The sequence below is a fragment of the Paenirhizobium cremeum genome, assembly GCF_047553425.1.
Classification (GTDB): domain Bacteria; phylum Pseudomonadota; class Alphaproteobacteria; order Rhizobiales; family Rhizobiaceae; genus Allorhizobium; species Allorhizobium cremeum.
This window is the reverse complement of record NZ_CP180217.1, coordinates 497,240-514,683: the sequence shown is the minus strand read 5'-3', so window position 1 is coordinate 514,683 and position 17,444 is coordinate 497,240. Positions and strand designations below refer to the sequence as shown.

The following is a 17,444-nucleotide window of genomic DNA, read 5'->3' as shown; positions in this document are numbered from 1 at the left end:
TTATGCGATGGAAGTCGACGTTTCCGCGGCCGATACTTCACCTGTCAACCACAGGTGTCCGCAATGAAACGGTTTCCAACTCCATCCGCCATCCTTCCGGGTCTCTCCCTCTGTCTTGCCGTTGCCGCATCCGGCCTTGCGCTGGAGCGCATGGAAATCGCGCTCATCGGCGCGCGTCCGCTTGAAAGCCTCGTTTTCGCCATCCTACTGGGTATCGCGCTGCGATCCGGCATCAGGCTGCCAGCCTCCTTCGATACCGGCATTACGTTTTCCGCCCATTTCATTCTGGAATGCGCAATCGTGCTGCTCGGCGCCTCCATCAGCATCGGGGCGATAGGCGCAGCCGGGCCAATGCTGGTCGCCGCCATTGCATCGGTCGTGCTTTTGTCGATCGCCGTCAGCTTCACCATCGGACGGCTCTTCGGCCTTTCGCCAAAACTCGCCTTTCTCGTCGCCTTCGGCAATTCGATCTGCGGCAATTCGGCAATCGCGGCTTCCGCTCCGGTGGTGGGCGCCGAGCCGGAGGATGTCGCCGCGTCCATTGCCTTTACCGCGGTGCTCGGCGTCGTCGCCGTGTTGCTCATGCCGCTCCTTTCCATCGCGCTCAAGCTCAGCGCCGTGCAGTATGGCGTTTTCGCCGGCCTGACCGTCTATGCCGTGCCGCAGGTGCTGGCAGCCACCGCCCCGATCGGCGCCGTCAGCCTGCAGACGGGAACGCTGGTCAAGCTTATCCGGGTGCTGATGCTCGGGCCGCTTCTCTTCGTCGTCGGGCTGGTGCGTGGCGCGTCCGGGCAGCGCATATCGCTCCGCCACATGCTGCCATGGTTCATCGTCGGCTTCGCCGTCATGGTGATGCTGAGGTCTGCGGGAGCCCTTCCGGACCGGCTTCTTCCCCGTCTTTCCGATCTCTCAACCCTCTGCACGACGGTCGCCATGGCAGGGCTCGGACTTTCGGTCGATGTGCGGAGCCTCCGGAAATCCGGCGGCCGGGTGGTGCTGGCGGCCTTCGCCTCGCTGCTGGCGCTTTGCGGGATCAGCCTGACGATGATCGCGGCGCTCGGCATCATGTGATTGCGCCTCGCCGCGGCGTGGCCCGAAACCGAAGACGGCACAGGAGCATTGTCTACGCGCAATTCCGGACGCAAAACCGGTTCCCACTTTTGCTGGAATTGCTCTATTCTGGCCGCCAATTGCAGGAAGAGACATCCGAATGAACACGCGCTCCCTCGCCGTCATTGGCTTCGATGCCGACGACACGCTCTGGCAGAACGAACAATATTACCGACTGACGGAAGAGCATTTCCGGGACTTGCTCGCCGATTTCGCCGAAGGCGAGCAGGTCTCCGAGCGGCTACTGGAGGCAGAAAGGCGCAACCTTGCCCAATACGGTTTCGGCATCAAGGGTTTCACGCTGTCGATGATCGAGACGGCGCTCGAAATCACCGAGGGACGGGCGCCCGGAAAGGTCATCAGCGAGATCCTTTCCATCGGGCGCAACCTGCTCAGCCATCCGGTGGAGACCATGCCGCATGCCCGCGACGTGCTGGAAGCGCTGGCGGGCGAATACTATCTCGTGCTGATTACGAAGGGCGATCTTTTCGATCAGGAGCGCAAGCTTGCCCAGTCCGGCCTCGGCGATTATTTCGACGCGGTCGAGATCGTCTCCGACAAGACGGCGACCACCTACCGCCGCATTTTCGGCAAGACCACGGATGGGCCGGAACGGGCGATGATGATCGGCAATTCGCTGAAGTCGGACGTGGTGCCGGCCATTGCCGCCGGCGCATGGGGCGTTTTCGTCCCCCACGAACTGACATGGGTGCTCGAACAGGTGGACAAACCGGAGCAGGCGCCGCGCTTCCGGGAAATCGCCCATCTCGGCGAACTGCCGAAACTCATCACGGACATCGGTTGATAAAGCGGAGACAGGAATGCACAGCTTCGACGAGATCTGGACGATTGCGGCCGGGCGCAAGGGAGGAGATGCGGCGGTGAAGGCCACCCTGCAATATCCGAAGACGCGCGACGAGATCGCTGCAACGCCCGACGACCGCTTCCTGTCGCTGATGACCAAATGCATCTTCCAGTCGGGCTTCAACTGGAAGGTCGTGGAGGCCATGTGGCCCGGTTTCGAGGCCGCCTTCGACGGCTTCGACATCGCGCGCTGCGCCATGCTGCATGACGAGGATTTCGAGAGGCTGGTCTCAGACAGCCGGATCGTGCGGCATGGGCCGAAGATCCGCTCGGTGCAGGAAAACGCCGTTTTCCTTTCCGATCTGGCGAAGGAGCACGGAAGCGCCGGCCGCTTCTTCGCCGATTGGCCGACGGACAACTATATCGGCCTTGCCGACGTCCTGAAGAAACGCGGATCGCGACTCGGCGGCAATACCGGCCAGTACTTCCTGAGGTTTGCCGGCGTCGACAGCTTCATCCTCTCCCAGAGCGTGACAAACCGCCTGATCGCGGAAGGTATCGTCGACAAGGCGCCTTCCTCGGCGAAGGAAAAGGCCGCCGTGCAGGCCGCCTTCAACACATGGCGTGCCGAATCCGGACGCTCGCTTACCGAGATCAGCCGCGTGCTCGGGATCAGCATCGACTGACTGGCGGTGGCTTTTCGCCCTGCTTTCGAGCGGCCTTAAACAGCTTCAAACAGGACGAACGAACTGCGCCCGCAAACGCTCCACCTCGGGCCGGCAGCAGCAGCCTTCGATGTGATCATTCACCATGCCCATGGCCTGCATGAAGGCATAGACGGTGGTCGGGCCGACGAAGGTCCAGCCGCGTTTTTTCAGATCCTTCGACAGGCGCACCGAGGTCGGCGAGGTCGGATTGGCGCGAAGCGTCTCGTAGTCCATGCTGACGGGGCGCTCCTCGGCGCCGGGTTCGAAGCTCCAGAAATAGCGGGCGAGGCTGCCGAACTCCGCCTTGAGGTCGACGGCGTGGCGGGCATTGTTGATGGTGGAAACGATCTTGCCGCGATGGCGGATGATGCCTGCATCGGCAAGCAGCCGAGCGATGTCGCGGTCATCGAAGAGTGCCACCTTGTGGAAATCGAAACCGGCAAAGCCGGCGCGGAAATTCTCCCGCTTTCTGAGGATGGTGAGCCAGGAGAGGCCGGACTGGAAGCCCTCCAGGCAGATCTTCTCGAACAGGCGAAAATCGTCGGTGACCGGCCTGCCCCATTCCTCGTCATGGTAGCGCCGGTAGTCGTCAAGGCCGCCATGCCAGAAACAGCGCGTCAGCCCGTCTTCGCCCGTAATCAGTCCCGTCTTTTCCATCTTTTCCGTTTTCCGATCGAATCGGACAAACGTTTACCATTTGTTCACTATTTTTCCAAACCGGCTGCTAACCCTGACGAAAGGTTTACGGCACAGGCGGCCTTTTAATGAACGCGTATTTACCAATTGTGGCGAAGCCGCTGGCACGATCGCTTTAACGAGGCCGTCAGGCCCTGTTTTCGGAAAATGTAGCGAGTCGCCCGATGTTGAAGAAGTCGATATTCCTGGCCGCCTGTGCCGGCCTGATTGCCGCAACGCCCTCCCTGGCCGATGACCGGTACCAGACCCGTCCGCCGGTGATCGTCAGCCCCGACCTTTCGGCCCCGTGGGTCATGCAGCTCGGCGGCGCCGCCCGCCCGGTCGTCTACGCGCCGCGCCCCGTGCAGCAGCGCCAGCAGGTCAGAGCCTACCAGCAGCAGCGTCCTGTCGTTCAGCGCCGCATGCCGATGTCTCCCGCTGCCCAGCCTCAGATGGTGCAGCCGGCTGCCATGCGTCCGAACCAGCCGACGAAGACACAGATCGATCCGGTGTTCCTGCCGCAGATGGTCGCCTACGACACGCCGCACAAGCCGGGCACCATCGTCATCGATACCAACAACCGTTTCCTCTATCTCGTCACTGGCAACGGCCAGGCCAAGCGCTATGGCGTCGGCGTCGGCAAGCCCGGCTTCGAATGGGCAGGCACCCACAAGATCACCGCCAAGAAGGAATGGCCGGACTGGACGCCGCCCAAGGAAATGATCGCGCGCGAAGCCGCCAAAGGTCACTACCTGCCCGCCCGCATGGATGGCGGACCGGAGAACCCGCTCGGCGCCCGCGCCATGTATCTCGGCTCCACGCTCTACCGCATCCACGGCACCAACGCGCCCTGGACGATCGGCAACGGCGTGTCCTCCGGCTGCATCCGCATGCGCAACGAAGACGTCGTCGATCTCTACGAACGGGTCGGTGTGGGCACGAAGGTTATTGTGATGTAAGTCACAGCGCACGATGAATCACCCGGCCAACGGCCTTGGTTTCCCTTAATTTCTTATGCGAGAATGCTGAAAGGCTTGCATTGGAACGGGAGTCGGATAGGCTCCCGTCTCCGTGATTTGGGGGATCTCATCATGCAGAAATACTTGAATGTGCTTGCGGCGGCGGCGATCATGGCGACGAGTGCGCTGGCTCCGATCGAGGCGCAGGCCTTCAACGGCAATCGTCCGACAACGACCAGCGACGTGACGCTGGCGGCAGCTCAGCCGAAACAGGTGGCCGAAAAATTCAAGCGGCGCGTCGTCCGTCTCGTGACCGACGAGAAGCCCGGTACGATCATCATCGATACCAACAACAAGTTCCTCTACTACGTCGAAGGCAACAACCGCGCGACCCGCTATGGCGTGGGCGTGGGCCGCGAAGGCTTCGGCTGGTCGGGCGTGGTCAAGATCGGCCGCAAGGAAGAATGGCCGAGCTGGCGTCCGCCGGCAGAGATGCGCGCGCGCGAGGCCAAGAAGGGCCATATTCTGCCGGTCGTCCAGGAAGGCGGCATCGACAATCCGCTCGGCGCCCGCGCGATGTATCTCTTCAAGGGCGGTCGCGACACGATCTTCCGTATCCACGGCACCAACCAGCCCTGGACCATCGGCCTCAACATGTCGTCCGGCTGCATTCGCATGATGAACAAGGATGTCGAGCACCTTTACAACCGCGCCGACATCGGCACGAAGGTCATCGTCGTCGGCCCCGGCAACAGGCAGGGCGATGTGAGCTTCGAAGACCGCGGCATCGACATTCTGCGCACGATTCTCGGCGGCTGAAGCCGGCGATGCCGAATCGAGGCGGGCGCCGGGTCTTCCTCAAGCGCCTTCCTCCGATACGCACGGCCAATTCCGGCCGTGCCGCCCGAGGGACGCCTCCCGTGTCTTGACAAAAGGTAATTTACCAAGCGTCGGCCGCGGCTTTCACGGGACAGTGATGCAAAATGGAAACAGACTTGCCGCTGAAATTCCCCTATAAAACTTGTCAGTCATAACTAGATTCTTCAGGTCGCCAATCATGAACATCAAACTTCGTTTCCTGCTCAGCGCATCGGCCGCCGCCGTCGTTCTTTCCGCGTCGCTGGCCCATGCCGAAATGGCGATCTCCGTTTATGGCGGCGCCCAGTCCGCGCCCCACAGCGACGTCGAAGTCTCCGACCAGCCTGACTTCACCGCAGGCTGGGAAGGCAAGTCCTTCTCCATGCCTCCCTATTATGGCGTTCGCGGCACTTGGTGGCTGGAAGAACTCGGCCAGCCGAACCTCGGCGTTTCCATCGACTACAGCCATGCCAAGGTCTACAGCGACACCGGCACGCGCGACGAAGCCGGCTGGAGCCATTTCGAGTTCACCGACGGTCTGAACCTTCTGACGCTGAACGCGCTCTATCGCTTCCCGATCGAAGGCACCAAGTTCGTACCCTATGTCGGCGCCGGCGCCGGTATCAACATTCCGCATGTTGAAGTCACGCGCGCTACCGGCGAGACCTTCAACTATCAGATCGGCGGCCCGACGATCCAGGCCCAGGCCGGCGTAGCCTACCAGTTCACCGACCGCTGGTCCGCCTTCGTCGAATACAAGGGCAACTATTCGTGGGTCGACGTCGATATCGACAGCGGCGCTTCGCTGAAGACCGACATCATGACCAACGCGATCAACGCCGGCATCAGCTTCCACTTCTAAGCTGACCAGGCCTCGCCTTGCGGGGCCTTAAGCTTTCAGCGCGTTTCGCAGACGATCGAGGCCCCGTGCGACAGGACAGTTTCGCGCGGGGCTTTCTTGTTCCGCGCGGTTTCGATCCGCAGGTCGTAATTGCCCTGGAAACGTCCCGGTTCGGCGGAGGAGGTCGTGAGTATCGTCAGTTCGACGTCACCGACGAGTTTCCGGTCCTGTATACCGGACAATATTTTCAGGCGCAGTTCCCGATTGTTCGTCCACTGCTGGCTCAGCATGGAGGCGTCGAACCGAAGGTGACGGAAGGCGGCCGGCACCTTTTCGTCACGGATGCCCGCCACGCCACGAAAATTCAACAGTTTGCGGTCGTCAGCCGTGCTCACGTCGCTTTCGATCGACAGCTTCACGACCTTGTCGTCGGCTGCGCAATAAAGACGCCCGGCCGCATGGACCGGAGAGGACATCGCAAGCAGCAAAATGGCAAGAGCAGCGGATAGTGTGCGCATTCAATCTCTCCTCCCGGTCGCCAGGCGAACCTCGATGAAGAGAATCTGCAACAGCACCACCTTAAAAAGCATGAACGGAAGCAGCCTGACCAAGGCCCGACCCATGTCTTTTCTTTCGCAGGCGCGACCGAGACTGAGATTATCGCGGGTCAGGCAAGCCTTGCAGGTTTCGCTCCGCCATAGGCCCAGTCCAGAAGTTCGACCGTATGGACGATCGGTATCGAGGTTCCCGAGGCGATCTGCGTGAGGCAGCCGATATTGCCAGCCGCGATCACGTCGGGCTTCGTTGCCTCGATGTTCTTGACCTTGCGGGCCTTGAGCTTTGCCGAGATTTCCGGCTGCATGATGTTGTAGGTGCCCGCGGAGCCGCAGCAGAGATGCCCTTCCGCCGGATCGCGCACCGTGAAGCCGGCGTTTTTCAGAAGCGTCTTCGGCGCCATGGTGACCTTCTGCCCGTGCTGAAGGGAACAGGCAGAATGATAGGCGACCGTCAGGTTCTTCCGTTCCTGCACCGGAAGATCAAGGGACGTGAGATATTCGGTGACATCCTTCGCCAAAGCCGAGACACGGGCGGCCTTTTCCGCATAGGCCGGGTCCAGCCGCAGCATATGGCCGTAATCCTTGATGGTGGTGCCGCAGCCCGAAGCGGTGATGACGATGGCGTCCAGCCCGCCGCGGTCGATCTCGTGGACCCAGGCGTCGATATTGCGTCTTGCGCTGGCAAGGGCCTGCTCTTCCCGTCCCATATGGTGGACGAGCGCACCGCAACAGCCCTCTCCCTCCGGCACGACGACCTCGATGCCGAGGCGGGTGAGAAGCCGGACGGTGGCGGCGTTGATGCCGGGATCAAGCACGCCCTGGGCGCAGCCGGTCAGGATCGCGACACGGCCCCGGCCTTCTCCGGCGGCGCGGTGAACGGCGGGGCGAACGATATCCGATACCGGAGGAACAGAGACCGGGGCGAGATCCAGCATGGCGCCGAGAGGCCTGAGCGCAGGAAGCCCTTTCAGAAAACCGGCAAGAGGTCTCCCCAGCCGCGCAAGCCGAAGAGCCGCGCGAAAGCGAGCCGGATAAGGCAGGGTCATCGCCAGCACGGCCCGCGTCAACCGGTTGATGAGCGGACGCCGATAGGTCTTTTCGATGTGAATGCGGGCATGATCAACCAGATGCATGTAGTCGACGCCGGAGGGACAGGTCGTCGTGCAGGCGAGGCAGGAAAGACAGCGGTCGATATGGGTCACCAGATCCTTGTCGGCCGGCCGGCCGTTTTCCAGCATGTCCTTGATGAGGTAGATGCGGCCGCGAGGGCTGTCCAGCTCGTTGCCGAGCGTCACATAGGTGGGACAGGTGGCCGTGCAGAAGCCGCAATGCACGCATTTGCGCAGAATGCTTTCCGCTTCGGCGATATGCGGATCGGCGAGTTGTTCCGCGGTGAAGTTGGTTTGCACGTCCTGCCTCCCGGCGGGCGGCGACTTGCTCGCCTTGCCCCGCATTTCCTTTTTTCTCGAGCGTCAGATCAACCAGCTCTGCGGCTTGTCGATGGGCTGGCCGGCAGAGGCCTTCTGAAGGCCGATGACGCAGCGGACGACGACCCAGACGACCGTGGCAATGCCAAGCAGGACGCCGACGACGGCGACTGTCAGCAGCACCGAAATCACACCGTAGAGCAGGCCGATCCAGAAGGTGCGGATGGCCCAGGTGTAGTGGGTATCGACCCAGCCGCCCGCCTTGCCGCGGTTGAGATAGGCGAAGATCACGCCGATGATGGTGCTGATGCCGATGACGAAGCCGAGAAGATAAAGCGCGTAGACAAGCTGGACATTGAGCTTTCCGGGTTCCAGCCAGTTTTCCGGCCGGGACGCGCCGGGCGGCGGGGAAATCGGGTCCGTCATTTCGTCTCTCCTTTTGCCATGCGGCCGGGATTGAAGATACCGCGCGGGTCGAATTTCTCCCGCACCCGCTGCGAAAGCAAGGCAACCGCCGGCGATTGCGGCTCGAAGGCGGAAATGCCAGCGCGGACGAATGGACGGGCTCGCATCAGCGTCGCATGCCCCCCACCGGCGGCCTTGACGTGGCGGCGCAATAGATCCGCCTCGGGATCAGCCTCCATGCGCATCCATACAAGACCACCCTGCCAGTCGTAATAGGCATCGATGCCGGCTTCCAGCCGGAGTGCTGCAACCAGCTTCCAGCCCTCGGAAGGCGCGACTGAAACGCGCCAGAGGGGACGCTCGGTCCCATCCGCATAGGGATGCACGTCGCGGATTTCGCGCCAGAGCCAAGCCGTCTGTTCCGGATCGAGCCGCGATACCGGACCGTGGCCTGACATGATCGCCGCAAGCTTTTCCGCCCTCACGGAAACCGAGGCCTCGATACCCTCCAGCCTGAGCACCGTGGCCGGGCCGTCCTTCAGCGCACCGCCGATGAAATGGCTTCTGACTGTCTCCGGCAGATGGGCGGCGCCGCTGACCTCGACCGGCAGGGCCATGGCCTCGGCCATCGATTTTACCGCCTGTTCGTCATCCAGCCCCGAAATTACGATAGTCACCGCCGTCTTCGGCTGCGGCAGCACCTTGAAGGTGACCTCCGTCAGCAGGCCGAGCGTGCCAAAGGAACCAGCCATCAGCTTGACCAGATCGAGGCCGGTGACGTTTTTCATCACGCGGCCGCCGGCCTTCACGACTTCCCCATGGCCATTGACGAAACGGACGCCGAGCAGATGATCGCGCGCAGCACCCGCGGTGAAGCGGCGGGGACCGGAGGCATTGCTGGCAAAGACACCGCCGATGGTCGGCTGCCCGAGGGTTCCCATCATGCCCCGATGATCCGTCGGCTCGAAGGCGAGCGACTGGCCATGCACGGATATCGCCGATTCGATATAGGCAAGCGGCGTTCCGGCGCGCGCCGTCAGCACCATTTCCGCCGGATTGTATGTGACGATCCCGGCAAGCCCGGTCGAGCGCAGTTCGGCCGCTCCCGAAACGGCATTGCCAAAACCTGCCCGCGTTCCACCGCCGGATATGGCAAGCGGCACGGCCTTTTCGGCATGAGCGCGGATCATCGCCGCAGCCTCGATCTCCGTTTGAGGGATCAGCATGCAATCGCTCCCGCAGAGGTCATCGGCATGCCCCGGCTGCCCCTCATCCGCGCAAATGGCTTCAGTTCCCTCGCCCTGCTTGCGGGAAGAGGGTCAAGGTGAGGGGCAAATCCCCCTTGTCGTCTGATCGAAGAATGCGCGTCGGCCAAATTCACCCCCGGCCCTCCAGCGGAAAGACCTTGGAGGGGTTGAGTATCCAGGCCGGGTCGAAAGCGGCGCGCACAGCCATCTGCTGGGCGAGATCGGCTTCAGCGTATTGATGGCGCATGAGGTCGCGCTTCTCGATGCCCACCCCATGCTCGCCGGTAAGACAGCCGCCGGCATCGACGCAAAGTTTCAGGATCTCCATGCCCGCCGCCTCGGCGCGGGCCGCGTCTTCGGGATCGTTGATATTGTAGAGGATCAGCGGATGCATGTTGCCGTCGCCGGCATGGAAGACATTGGCGACGCGAAGACCATAACGATCGGTGATCTCGGAGGTCTTCCTGAGTACATCGGCAAGCTGGCTGAGCGGCACCGTACCATCCATGCAGATGTAATCGGCGATGCGGCCGGTCGCGCCGAAGGCGGATTTGCGGCCCTTCCAGATCAGGGCCGCCTCGGTCGCCGACTGGCTTTCACGCACGGTCTTCACCCCATGCTTGCGGGCGATATCGCAGATATCGGCCAGCATGGCGTCCATCTCCGCTTCGGAACCCTCCACCTCGACGATCAGCAGCGCCTCGACATCGAGCGGATAGCCGGCATGGGCAAAGGCCTCGCAGATCTCGATCGCCGGCTTGTCCATGAATTCGATGGCGACCGGAACGATGCCGGCGCCGATGACATCGGCGACGCAGGAACCGGCTGCTTCCGCGCTGTCGAAGCCAAACAGAACGGGCCGCGCGCCTTCCGGCTTGGCGAGCAGCCGCACCGTCGCCTCAGTGACAATGCCAAGCTGGCCTTCCGAACCGCAGACGAGGCCGAGCAGATCGTAACCTGCCGCATCCAGCGCCTTGCCGCCGAGTTCGACCACCGTGCCGTCGACCAGCACCATCTTCACGCCGAGCAGGTTGTTGGTGGTGACGCCGTATTTCAGACAGTGGGCGCCGCCGGAATTCATGCCGATATTGCCGCCGATCGTGCAGGCAAGCTGCGAGCTCGGATCAGGCGCATAGAAGAAGCCGTCAGCGCCGACGGCATCGGAAATGGAAAGGTTGGTGACGCCTGCCTGAACGGTGGCGCATCGATTGGCATAGTCGACATCCAGAATGCGCGTCATCGCCGAAAGGCCCAGCACGACCGCATCCTCCTGCGGAATGGCCCCTCCCGAAAGCGAGGTTCCGGCGCCGCGCGGCACGACCGGAATGCCGTAGCGATGACAGTATTTCATCACGGCTGCGACCTGCGCCGTCGTCTCGGGCAACACCACCGCGAGAGGCCGGCGGCGATAGGCGAGGAAGCCATCGGTTTCGAAGGGAACGAGTTCGACCGGCTCATGCACCAGCCGCTCGGCGGGTACGAGTTCGGCGAGATCGGCAACGATCTCCTTGCGCCGCGCGAGAATGGCGGCATTCGGCTGCAGAAATGCAATCGCCTCGGTCATGTCTCCCCCCAAGCGCGGACGTTTCAGAGATACATCCGCCCAGCCGCCTCTTCAACTGGTATTGTTTCTTTACCACTTCAACCAAAGTCGCGCAAATGCTATGCACTTATGACAAAAATGGAAACAATACGGAAGACTCATGACGAATCTCGGCGATCTCGAAGTCTTTGCCCGGGTTATCGCGACCGGCAGCATGTCGATGGCGGCGCGCGATCTGGGTCTGTCGCCTGCCGTCGTGTCGAAGCGCATCAAGCGGCTCGAAGACCGGCTCGGGACCCGGCTCCTGCAGCGCACGACCCGGCAGATCTCGCTGACGGAGGCGGGACAGGGCTTTCACCAGCGCATCCTCGCCGTCCTCGCCGGCATCGAGGAGGCGGAGACCTATGCCTCCGGCCGCTCCTCGGAGGTCTCGGGCACGCTGAAGATCTCGGCGCCCACCTCCTTCGGCCGCATGCATATAGCGCCGCATCTGAAGGCCTTCATGGATGACCATCCGGATCTCGCCATCCATCTGGTACTGTCCGACGAATTCACCGACATCGTCGGCGGCGGCTTCGACCTGGCGATCCGCATCGCGGAACTGACCGACTCGACACTGGTGGCCAGACGGCTCGCTCCGGTCCGGCGGCTGCTGTGCGCCTCGCCTGATTACATCGCCGCACACGGCATGCCGCAGACCATCGACGACCTGAAACGGCATCGCTGCCTGCCTGCCCACAACCATGACCTCTGGCGGCTCGAGGGGCCGCAGGGCACGCTCAACATCCGGCCGGAGGGCATGCTGATTACCAATTCCAGCGAGGTGATCCGCGAGGCGGTGATCGCCGGCCTCGGCATCGCGTTGCGCTCCACCTGGGATATCGGAGAGGAGCTGAAAAGCGGCCGGCTCGTGCAAGTCCTGCCGGCCTATGAGGGCTCGCATAATGTTGCGCTCTCGGCCGTCTACCCCAGCCGGCAGTTCCTGCCGGCCAAGGTGCGCCTGTTCATCGACTATCTCGCCGAACTCTATGGTCCCATTCCGTATTGGGAGCGGTAGAGCCTTTCAGTTCACACCGGCAGGCCCAACGATGACGATATGCAGTGCGCGAGGACCGTGCGCGCCGAGTAGCAGGGTCTGTTCGATGTCTGCCGAACGCGATGGTCCTGTGACGAAGTTCACCGTGCGGGACATGTCGCCGCCGCGAACAGCACGGAACCGCGCCCAGACGCTTTCCATGTCTCCGGAAACCTCGTCGGCCCGCAGCACGACGATGTGATGCTCCGGCAGGAAGGTCAGCGTAACAGGATTGTCGGGTCCTGAAAGCAGGGCCAGCGTGCCGGTTTCGGCAATCGCACCGAAGGCATGGGTGACGGCGGCAAGATCATGCCCGTCGGACGCGCCATGACGGATTTCGAGCGTCGCCTCGCTCGACCAGGGCGCCACAGCCAGACGGGGATCTGCGCCGAGGCGGATTGCGGCCGGCAGGTTGCGGCGCTTCAGATAGTCGCTGACGGCGGCCGGGAGCGCGTCGAGCGTCTCGATCCTTTCAGTGGTCGCGCTGTATTTCTCTGCCATGGATACGAAAAGAGCGAGCCGTTCTTCCGGCGGCAACTGGCCGCGCGCCGGGATGATGCCGACCGGGTGATCGGCCAGACGCGCGGCAACGCTTGCCTCGCGAACGGCATCGTTCGACGGCACCTTCAGGGAGGAGCGGATCTTGTGAAGGATGGCTTCCTTGCCGTTCATGCTCATGCTCTCCGTTTGCCCGCCTGCCGGGCTGCCCATTGCCGCATGAATGTGCCGCCTTCCGGCGCCGGCATGTCGCGGTATTTCGTCCAGCCACCGGCGAGCGGCAGCGCCGCGATGCGGTGTTTGCTGCCGCCGAGCGCGGAGAGGATGCTTGCGCCGAGCGACGCCGCCATCCGGTAGAGCTTCGGCCTTCTCGCGAAGAAGGCCCAGACCGATAGACCATAGCGGCTTGCGGCCGGCGCAAGATGGCGTTCGAACTCGCGCTCGCGCCAGTGACGCATCATCTTCGGCAGCGGAATGCGCATGGGGCAGACGCTTTCGCAGCGCCCGCAGAAGGTCGAGGCGTTCGGAAGGTGGCCCGATTTGTCGACCCCGAAAAGGGATGGCGTCAGCACCGCCCCCATCGGACCGGGATAGACCGAGCCATAGGCATGTCCGCCAACGGCGTGATAGACCGGGCAGTGGTTCATGCAGGCGCCGCAGCGGATGCAGCGCAGCATCTCCTCGAAATCGGTGCCGAGCATCGAGGTGCGGCCATTGTCGAGCAGCACCACGTGATATTCGTCGGGACCGTCCGGGTCGTCCGCCCGCTTCGGGCCGGTGGAAAAGGTCGTGTAGACCGACATGTCCTGGCCGGTGGCAGAACGGGCGAGCAGGCGAAGGATCTGCGAACAGTCCTCCAGCGTCGGCACGATCTTTTCGATCGAGGCGACGACCACATGCACCTTGCCGAGCGTCTGGGTGAGATCGCCATTGCCCTCATTGGTGACGATGACCGAGGAGCCCGTTTCGGCGATCAGGAAATTCGCGCCGGTAATGCCGACATCGGCCTGAAAGTAGCGCCTGCGCAGCACTTCGCGGGCTTCCGCGAGCAGCGTTTCCGGCGCGGTCAGGTCGCGCTTTGCGTCGAGATGGGTGTGAACCCGGCGGAAATCCTCTTCCACCTGCTCCTTGTTCAGGTGAACCGCCGGCGCGATGATGTGGCTCGGGTGTTCGCCGCGAAGCTGGATGATGTATTCCCCGAGATCGGTCTCGACCGGCTCAACGCCCTGCGCTTCGAGATATTCGTTGAGGTTGATTTCCTCGGTAATCATAGACTTGCCCTTGGTGACGGTCTTCGCCTTCACCCTGCGGCAGATGTCCATGACGATGCGGCGCGCGTCCTCGGCGCTCTCGGCCCAATGGACGTGCCCGCCCGCCGCGATCACCTTGCGCTCATAGGCTTCGAGATAAAGATCGAGATGGGCAAGCGTGTGGTTCTTGATCTCGCGGGCACGGTCGCGCAGCCGGTCGAACTCGGGAAGTGCTGCCGCTGCCGCGGCGCGCTTGGCGATGAAGCCCTGCTCGACATTCTTCAGCGCCTTCTGGAGCTGCGGGTCGTGAAGCGCGCGGGCGGCGTTTTCCTTGAACTGCGGCGCAGTGAACTGCATGGGCTCCCTCCCCCTACTTGCCTGTGCCGGCGATCGGCGCCGTATCCGTCATGCCCGCCAGCACCTCCGCGACATGGCGAACCTCCACCTTCGAGCCTTCGCGCTTCAACTTGCCGGCCATGTTCATCAGACAGCCCATGTCGCCGGCAAGCAGCATGTCGGCGCCGGTCGCCTCGATGGTCGCCGTCTTCTTGCCAACGATGGTGCCGGAGATATCGGAATATTTGACGCAGAAAGTGCCGCCGAAGCCGCAGCAGACATCGCTGCCGGCCATTTCCTTCAGTTCCAGCCCCTCGACAGACGCAAGCAGCTTGCGCGGCTGCTTCTGCACGCCGAGTTCGCGCAGGCCCGAACAGCTGTCATGATAGGTGACGCTGCCGGAAAGACGGGCCTCGACAGCGGTCATGCCGCGGATGTCGGTCAGAAATGAAACGAGTTCGAACACCTTGTCCGAGAAGCGCCGACAGCGCTCTTCCCATTTCACATCGCCCTTGAAGATCTCGGGATAGTGATGCTTCAGCATGGCACCGCAGGAACCCGAGGGGACGACCACATAGTCATAGCCTTCGAACAGTTCGATCACCTGGATCGCCAGATCCCGGGCGTCCTTCCGGTCACCGGAATTATAGGCCGGCTGGCCGCAACAGGTCTGCGCCATCGGCACATGCACCTCGCAGCCCGCATCCTCGATCAGCTTGGCGGCGGAAAATCCGACACTCGGGCGGAAGAGATCGACCAGACAGGTGGCGAAGAGGCCGACGCGCGGCCTCACCGACGGGGTTTCGGGGATCATGATGAAGCCTCCGGCTTGTCGTTTGTCTTGAGTTGCGCGTTGCTTCGGGACGCGCGGCCCTGGGCGGGATTGCCGTCACGCCGGATCAGGCGAAGTTTCGCGACCCGTCCCCATTCATCGGCGCGGCTGGCTTCGTCGACCGCCTGCATGACGAAGTCTATGTGCGACTGAGCTGCCGTCTTGGCCTCGTCCGGCCGGCCGGCAAGGATGGCGTCATGGACCGCGAGATGCTGTTCGAGCAGGCGTTCGCGGGCATTGGACAGCGCAAAGACCGCCTTGCGATTGAAGAAGATGCCTTCGGAAAGCAGGCGGTAGCATGCGCGCATGGTGTGCAGGAGGATGATGTTGTGCGCGGCTTCGCCGACGGCATTGTGGAACTCGACATCGGCGGCAAGCTCGTCTTCCGCATTGCCGCTTTCATGCGCCCGCTTCATGTCGTCGACGATACGCGACAGAAGCGCCCGGTCGGTATCGGTGGCGCGCCGTGCGGCAAGCTCCGCCGTCAACCCTTCGAGTTCGCGGCGATATTCGAGATAATCGCGCGTTGCCCGCGCATGCCGGGAGATCAGTTCTGTGATCGGCTTCGAGAATACCTGGCCGATGATATCGGCAATATAGGTGCCGCCGCCGTGATGGCTGACGACAAGGCCGCGCGCCTCCAGTTCCTTCAGCGCCTCGCGCAGGATCGGTCGGGACACGTCGAAAGCCTGCGCCATGTCGCGCTCTCCGGGCAGCCGGTCGCCATCGCGCAAGACCCCGTCGAGGATCAGGCTTTCGATTTGCTGAACCACTTCCCCAGCCGTCCGGCTATGGCTGATCTGGGCAAAAAGCCCCTCGTCCCTCTCGCTCACGACATCCTCCTCGGATGGGCTATCTAGCAAGCGGAAGACGAATTGGTCAAATTATTTGTCCACTTTTGACGCGCGCCAACATACATTCCCGCGCGATCATGCTGCAGTGCGGCAAACCGACTGCTGACATCACCGCCTGACATTTGCTAAGGAGGTCGAGCAAAGGACACGGGGAGACGTTGGATGTCCAAGGGGATTTTTGCATTTCCGGCAGCGCCGGAGCGGGCATTGGCGCTTGGGGAAATCCATGCGCGGCCCTATGCGCTGGTCAAGTCCTCGCGCGTCATCTTCCAGCTTGCCTTCATGATGGATGGGGGTTCAGGCGTGCATCACAGTGTCCTGACGGAGGTTTCGCGGGCCCGCGGGATCGCCCCGCCCGACAAGAACGCCCGCCATCACGCCATGCCCTGGGGACAGGGAACGCTGCGCTGGGAGCGCCACACAGAATTCTCCACATGGTTCTGGGACGGGCCGCTGCCGGAGAAATTCGGCGGGGAAGTTCCCTTTCATCCGTTCGGCGACGGTTTTACGGCACCGGGGCTTCTGATGTCCGGCATCCGGCTGGAAATCCGGCCGGAAAGCCCGGAAACGGATGAGGCGATGACCACCTTCGACCCGGCCAGCCTCTGTTACAGCCACCTGAAGAACGGACAGGCTTCCGTACTGACAGACTTCCGCCAGGACGGCGACGGGCTGACCCGCATCCTCCTGATCGATCGGAGCCTGACGGAAGCGGGGCGTGGCGCGCTCGTCCAGCGCCTGCTCGACATCGAGACATACAGGACGCTTGCCATGCTTGGCCTGCCGCTGGCGCAGACGCTTTCGCCCGATATCCGGCGCATCGAGGACGGTCTCACCGCCGTCACCCAGCAGATGAAGGTGCGGGCGCGCGCCGAAGCGGACAGCATCCTTGCCGATATCACCCGGCTGGCAGCCGAACTCGAAGCCAATGCGGCGCTCAGCCTCTATCGGTTCGGCGCCAGCCGCGCCTATGACGGCATCGTGGGCGAGCGCATCAAGACGCTCGATGAAACGCCGGTGCCCGGTTACGAGACGCTCGGTTCCTTCCTGGAGCGGCGGCTTGCGCCCGCCATGCGCACCTGCCAGTCGGTCGAGGAACGGCAGGCGAACCTCTCGCGGAAACTGTCGCGGGCGACGGGTCTTGTCAGAAGCTGGATCGACGTGGAGCTGGAGCGGCAGAACTCCGACCTTTTAAACACCATGAACCGGCGCGCCGAAATGCAGCTTCGCCTGCAGCAGACCGTCGAAGGCCTGTCGGTGGCGGCAATCTCCTATTACATCGTCGGTCTCGTCGGCTATGCGGCAAAGGCAATCGATCACGATCTTCTTCCGGTCGATCCCGCCGTCGTCACCGGCATTTCCGTGCCTTTCGCCGTGCTCGGCGTCTGGTGGGTGGTGCGGCGCATCCGCAAAAGCCATTTGGAGGGGCATTAGGTCCTTCTTCCGCCAGGCTCCCGGCCACAGGA

Annotated in this window: 18 protein-coding genes; 8 read left to right on the top strand and 10 right to left on the bottom strand. The window is 62.8% G+C overall.

The features are described from left to right. Positions 1 to 63 precede the first annotated feature (63 nt). The 3 genes from ACLBKR_RS02405 to ACLBKR_RS02395 all read left to right on the top strand — a co-directional run bounded on the left by ACLBKR_RS02405 (position 64) and on the right by ACLBKR_RS02395 (position 2,600). Positions 64 to 1,071: a YeiH family protein gene (locus ACLBKR_RS02405; RefSeq protein WP_414900512.1), complete on the top strand. Its 1,008-nt coding sequence runs from the start codon at positions 64 to 66 to the stop codon at positions 1,069 to 1,071. A gap of 139 nt (positions 1,072 to 1,210) precedes the next feature. Then, positions 1,211 to 1,915: an HAD family hydrolase gene (locus ACLBKR_RS02400; protein WP_112828313.1), complete on the top strand. Its 705-nt coding sequence runs from the start codon at positions 1,211 to 1,213 to the stop codon at positions 1,913 to 1,915. 16 nt (positions 1,916 to 1,931) lie between these two features. Then, positions 1,932 to 2,600, top strand: a complete 669-nt coding sequence (locus ACLBKR_RS02395) for a DNA-3-methyladenine glycosylase I (protein WP_113447955.1) — start codon at positions 1,932 to 1,934, stop codon at positions 2,598 to 2,600. A gap of 45 nt (positions 2,601 to 2,645) precedes the next feature. Here the strand turns inward: ACLBKR_RS02395 and ACLBKR_RS02390 are convergent, their stop codons facing one another. Further along, positions 2,646 to 3,278, bottom strand: a complete 633-nt coding sequence (locus ACLBKR_RS02390) for a DNA-3-methyladenine glycosylase I (RefSeq protein ID WP_113339762.1) — start codon at positions 3,276 to 3,278, stop codon at positions 2,646 to 2,648. 203 nt (positions 3,279 to 3,481) lie between these two features. On the opposite strand from ACLBKR_RS02390, the gene ACLBKR_RS02385 reads away from it, so the two are divergent. From ACLBKR_RS02385 to ACLBKR_RS02375, 3 genes are all read left to right on the top strand, one after another. Beyond that, positions 3,482 to 4,255, top strand: a complete 774-nt coding sequence (locus ACLBKR_RS02385; protein WP_113447956.1) for a L,D-transpeptidase — start codon at positions 3,482 to 3,484, stop codon at positions 4,253 to 4,255. A 132-nt stretch (positions 4,256 to 4,387) separates the two neighbouring features. Then, positions 4,388 to 5,074, top strand: a complete 687-nt coding sequence (locus ACLBKR_RS02380) for a L,D-transpeptidase (protein WP_112828424.1) — start codon at positions 4,388 to 4,390, stop codon at positions 5,072 to 5,074. 238 nt (positions 5,075 to 5,312) lie between these two features. Further along, on the top strand, positions 5,313 to 5,975 hold the full coding sequence (locus ACLBKR_RS02375) for an outer membrane protein (protein WP_112828317.1): 663 nt from the start codon (positions 5,313 to 5,315) through the stop codon (positions 5,973 to 5,975). A 35-nt stretch (positions 5,976 to 6,010) separates the two neighbouring features. On the opposite strand, the gene ACLBKR_RS02370 is transcribed toward ACLBKR_RS02375, so the two are convergent. The 5 genes from ACLBKR_RS02370 to ACLBKR_RS02350 all read right to left on the bottom strand — a co-directional run bounded on the left by ACLBKR_RS02370 (position 6,011) and on the right by ACLBKR_RS02350 (position 11,154). Continuing rightward, on the bottom strand, positions 6,011 to 6,472 hold the full coding sequence (locus tag ACLBKR_RS02370) for a hypothetical protein (protein ID WP_113339759.1): 462 nt from the start codon (positions 6,470 to 6,472) through the stop codon (positions 6,011 to 6,013). 149 nt (positions 6,473 to 6,621) lie between these two features. After that, positions 6,622 to 7,920: a glycolate oxidase subunit GlcF gene (glcF, locus tag ACLBKR_RS02365; protein ID WP_113447997.1), complete on the bottom strand. Its 1,299-nt coding sequence runs from the start codon at positions 7,918 to 7,920 to the stop codon at positions 6,622 to 6,624. Between the two features lie 63 nt (positions 7,921 to 7,983). Further along, a complete protein-coding gene (locus ACLBKR_RS02360; RefSeq protein ID WP_113437376.1) occupies positions 7,984 to 8,364 on the bottom strand; it encodes a DUF4870 domain-containing protein in 381 nt (126 codons plus the stop codon). After that, positions 8,361 to 9,569, bottom strand: a complete 1,209-nt coding sequence (glcE, locus tag ACLBKR_RS02355) for a glycolate oxidase subunit GlcE (RefSeq protein ID WP_113447957.1) — start codon at positions 9,567 to 9,569, stop codon at positions 8,361 to 8,363. The genes ACLBKR_RS02360 and glcE overlap by 4 nt, the downstream gene beginning before the upstream one ends. 151 nt (positions 9,570 to 9,720) lie before the next feature. Continuing rightward, positions 9,721 to 11,154: an FAD-linked oxidase C-terminal domain-containing protein gene (locus ACLBKR_RS02350; RefSeq protein WP_112828321.1), complete on the bottom strand. Its 1,434-nt coding sequence runs from the start codon at positions 11,152 to 11,154 to the stop codon at positions 9,721 to 9,723. A gap of 139 nt (positions 11,155 to 11,293) precedes the next feature. Between ACLBKR_RS02350 and ACLBKR_RS02345 the strand changes: the two genes are divergently transcribed. After that, positions 11,294 to 12,190 (top strand): LysR family transcriptional regulator, encoded by an 897-nt coding sequence (locus tag ACLBKR_RS02345; protein ID WP_113447958.1) that lies wholly within the window; start codon positions 11,294 to 11,296, stop codon positions 12,188 to 12,190. A 6-nt stretch (positions 12,191 to 12,196) separates the two neighbouring features. On the opposite strand, the gene ACLBKR_RS02340 is transcribed toward ACLBKR_RS02345, so the two are convergent. Genes ACLBKR_RS02340 through ACLBKR_RS02325 form a run of 4 tightly spaced genes read right to left on the bottom strand, consistent with a single transcriptional unit; the run spans position 12,197 to position 15,957 of the window. Next, the gene (locus tag ACLBKR_RS02340) at positions 12,197 to 12,880 is read right to left on the bottom strand and encodes a lactate utilization protein (protein ID WP_113447959.1); all 684 of its coding nucleotides are present in this window, start codon (positions 12,878 to 12,880) and stop codon (positions 12,197 to 12,199) included. Positions 12,881 to 12,882: 2 nt separating this feature from the next. Beyond that, complete coding sequence (locus ACLBKR_RS02335) at positions 12,883 to 14,313, bottom strand: LutB/LldF family L-lactate oxidation iron-sulfur protein (RefSeq protein ID WP_113447960.1); 1,431 nt, start codon at positions 14,311 to 14,313, stop codon at positions 12,883 to 12,885. A 13-nt stretch (positions 14,314 to 14,326) separates the two neighbouring features. Continuing rightward, positions 14,327 to 15,106: a (Fe-S)-binding protein gene (locus ACLBKR_RS02330; protein WP_113339754.1), complete on the bottom strand. Its 780-nt coding sequence runs from the start codon at positions 15,104 to 15,106 to the stop codon at positions 14,327 to 14,329. After that, on the bottom strand, positions 15,103 to 15,957 hold the full coding sequence (locus ACLBKR_RS02325) for a FadR/GntR family transcriptional regulator (RefSeq protein ID WP_113425908.1): 855 nt from the start codon (positions 15,955 to 15,957) through the stop codon (positions 15,103 to 15,105). The genes ACLBKR_RS02330 and ACLBKR_RS02325 overlap by 4 nt, the downstream gene beginning before the upstream one ends. Before the next feature lie 183 nt (positions 15,958 to 16,140). Here ACLBKR_RS02325 and ACLBKR_RS02320 point away from each other — a divergent pair, with 183 nt between their 5' ends. Next, positions 16,141 to 17,412: a DUF3422 family protein gene (locus ACLBKR_RS02320; RefSeq protein WP_112828327.1), complete on the top strand. Its 1,272-nt coding sequence runs from the start codon at positions 16,141 to 16,143 to the stop codon at positions 17,410 to 17,412. Positions 17,413 to 17,444: the final 32 nt, after the last annotated feature.

Coding starts and splice junctions, on each gene's coding strand:
- ACLBKR_RS02405 (WP_414900512.1), top strand. CDS start 64: ATGAAACGGTTTCCAACTCCATCCGCCATCCTTCCGGGTCTCTCCCTC.
- ACLBKR_RS02400 (WP_112828313.1), top strand. CDS start 1,211: ATGAACACGCGCTCCCTCGCCGTCATTGGCTTCGATGCCGACGACACG.
- ACLBKR_RS02395 (WP_113447955.1), top strand. CDS start 1,932: ATGCACAGCTTCGACGAGATCTGGACGATTGCGGCCGGGCGCAAGGGA.
- ACLBKR_RS02390 (WP_113339762.1), bottom strand. CDS start 3,278: ATGGAAAAGACGGGACTGATTACGGGCGAAGACGGGCTGACGCGCTGT.
- ACLBKR_RS02385 (WP_113447956.1), top strand. CDS start 3,482: ATGTTGAAGAAGTCGATATTCCTGGCCGCCTGTGCCGGCCTGATTGCC.
- ACLBKR_RS02380 (WP_112828424.1), top strand. CDS start 4,388: ATGCAGAAATACTTGAATGTGCTTGCGGCGGCGGCGATCATGGCGACG.
- ACLBKR_RS02375 (WP_112828317.1), top strand. CDS start 5,313: ATGAACATCAAACTTCGTTTCCTGCTCAGCGCATCGGCCGCCGCCGTC.
- ACLBKR_RS02370 (WP_113339759.1), bottom strand. CDS start 6,472: ATGCGCACACTATCCGCTGCTCTTGCCATTTTGCTGCTTGCGATGTCC.
- ACLBKR_RS02360 (WP_113437376.1), bottom strand. CDS start 8,364: ATGACGGACCCGATTTCCCCGCCGCCCGGCGCGTCCCGGCCGGAAAAC.
- glcE (WP_113447957.1), bottom strand. CDS start 9,569: ATGCTGATCCCTCAAACGGAGATCGAGGCTGCGGCGATGATCCGCGCT.
- ACLBKR_RS02350 (WP_112828321.1), bottom strand. CDS start 11,154: ATGACCGAGGCGATTGCATTTCTGCAGCCGAATGCCGCCATTCTCGCG.
- ACLBKR_RS02345 (WP_113447958.1), top strand. CDS start 11,294: ATGACGAATCTCGGCGATCTCGAAGTCTTTGCCCGGGTTATCGCGACC.
- ACLBKR_RS02340 (WP_113447959.1), bottom strand. CDS start 12,880: ATGAACGGCAAGGAAGCCATCCTTCACAAGATCCGCTCCTCCCTGAAG.
- ACLBKR_RS02335 (WP_113447960.1), bottom strand. CDS start 14,313: ATGCAGTTCACTGCGCCGCAGTTCAAGGAAAACGCCGCCCGCGCGCTT.
- ACLBKR_RS02330 (WP_113339754.1), bottom strand. CDS start 15,106: ATGATCCCCGAAACCCCGTCGGTGAGGCCGCGCGTCGGCCTCTTCGCC.
- ACLBKR_RS02320 (WP_112828327.1), top strand. CDS start 16,141: ATGTCCAAGGGGATTTTTGCATTTCCGGCAGCGCCGGAGCGGGCATTG.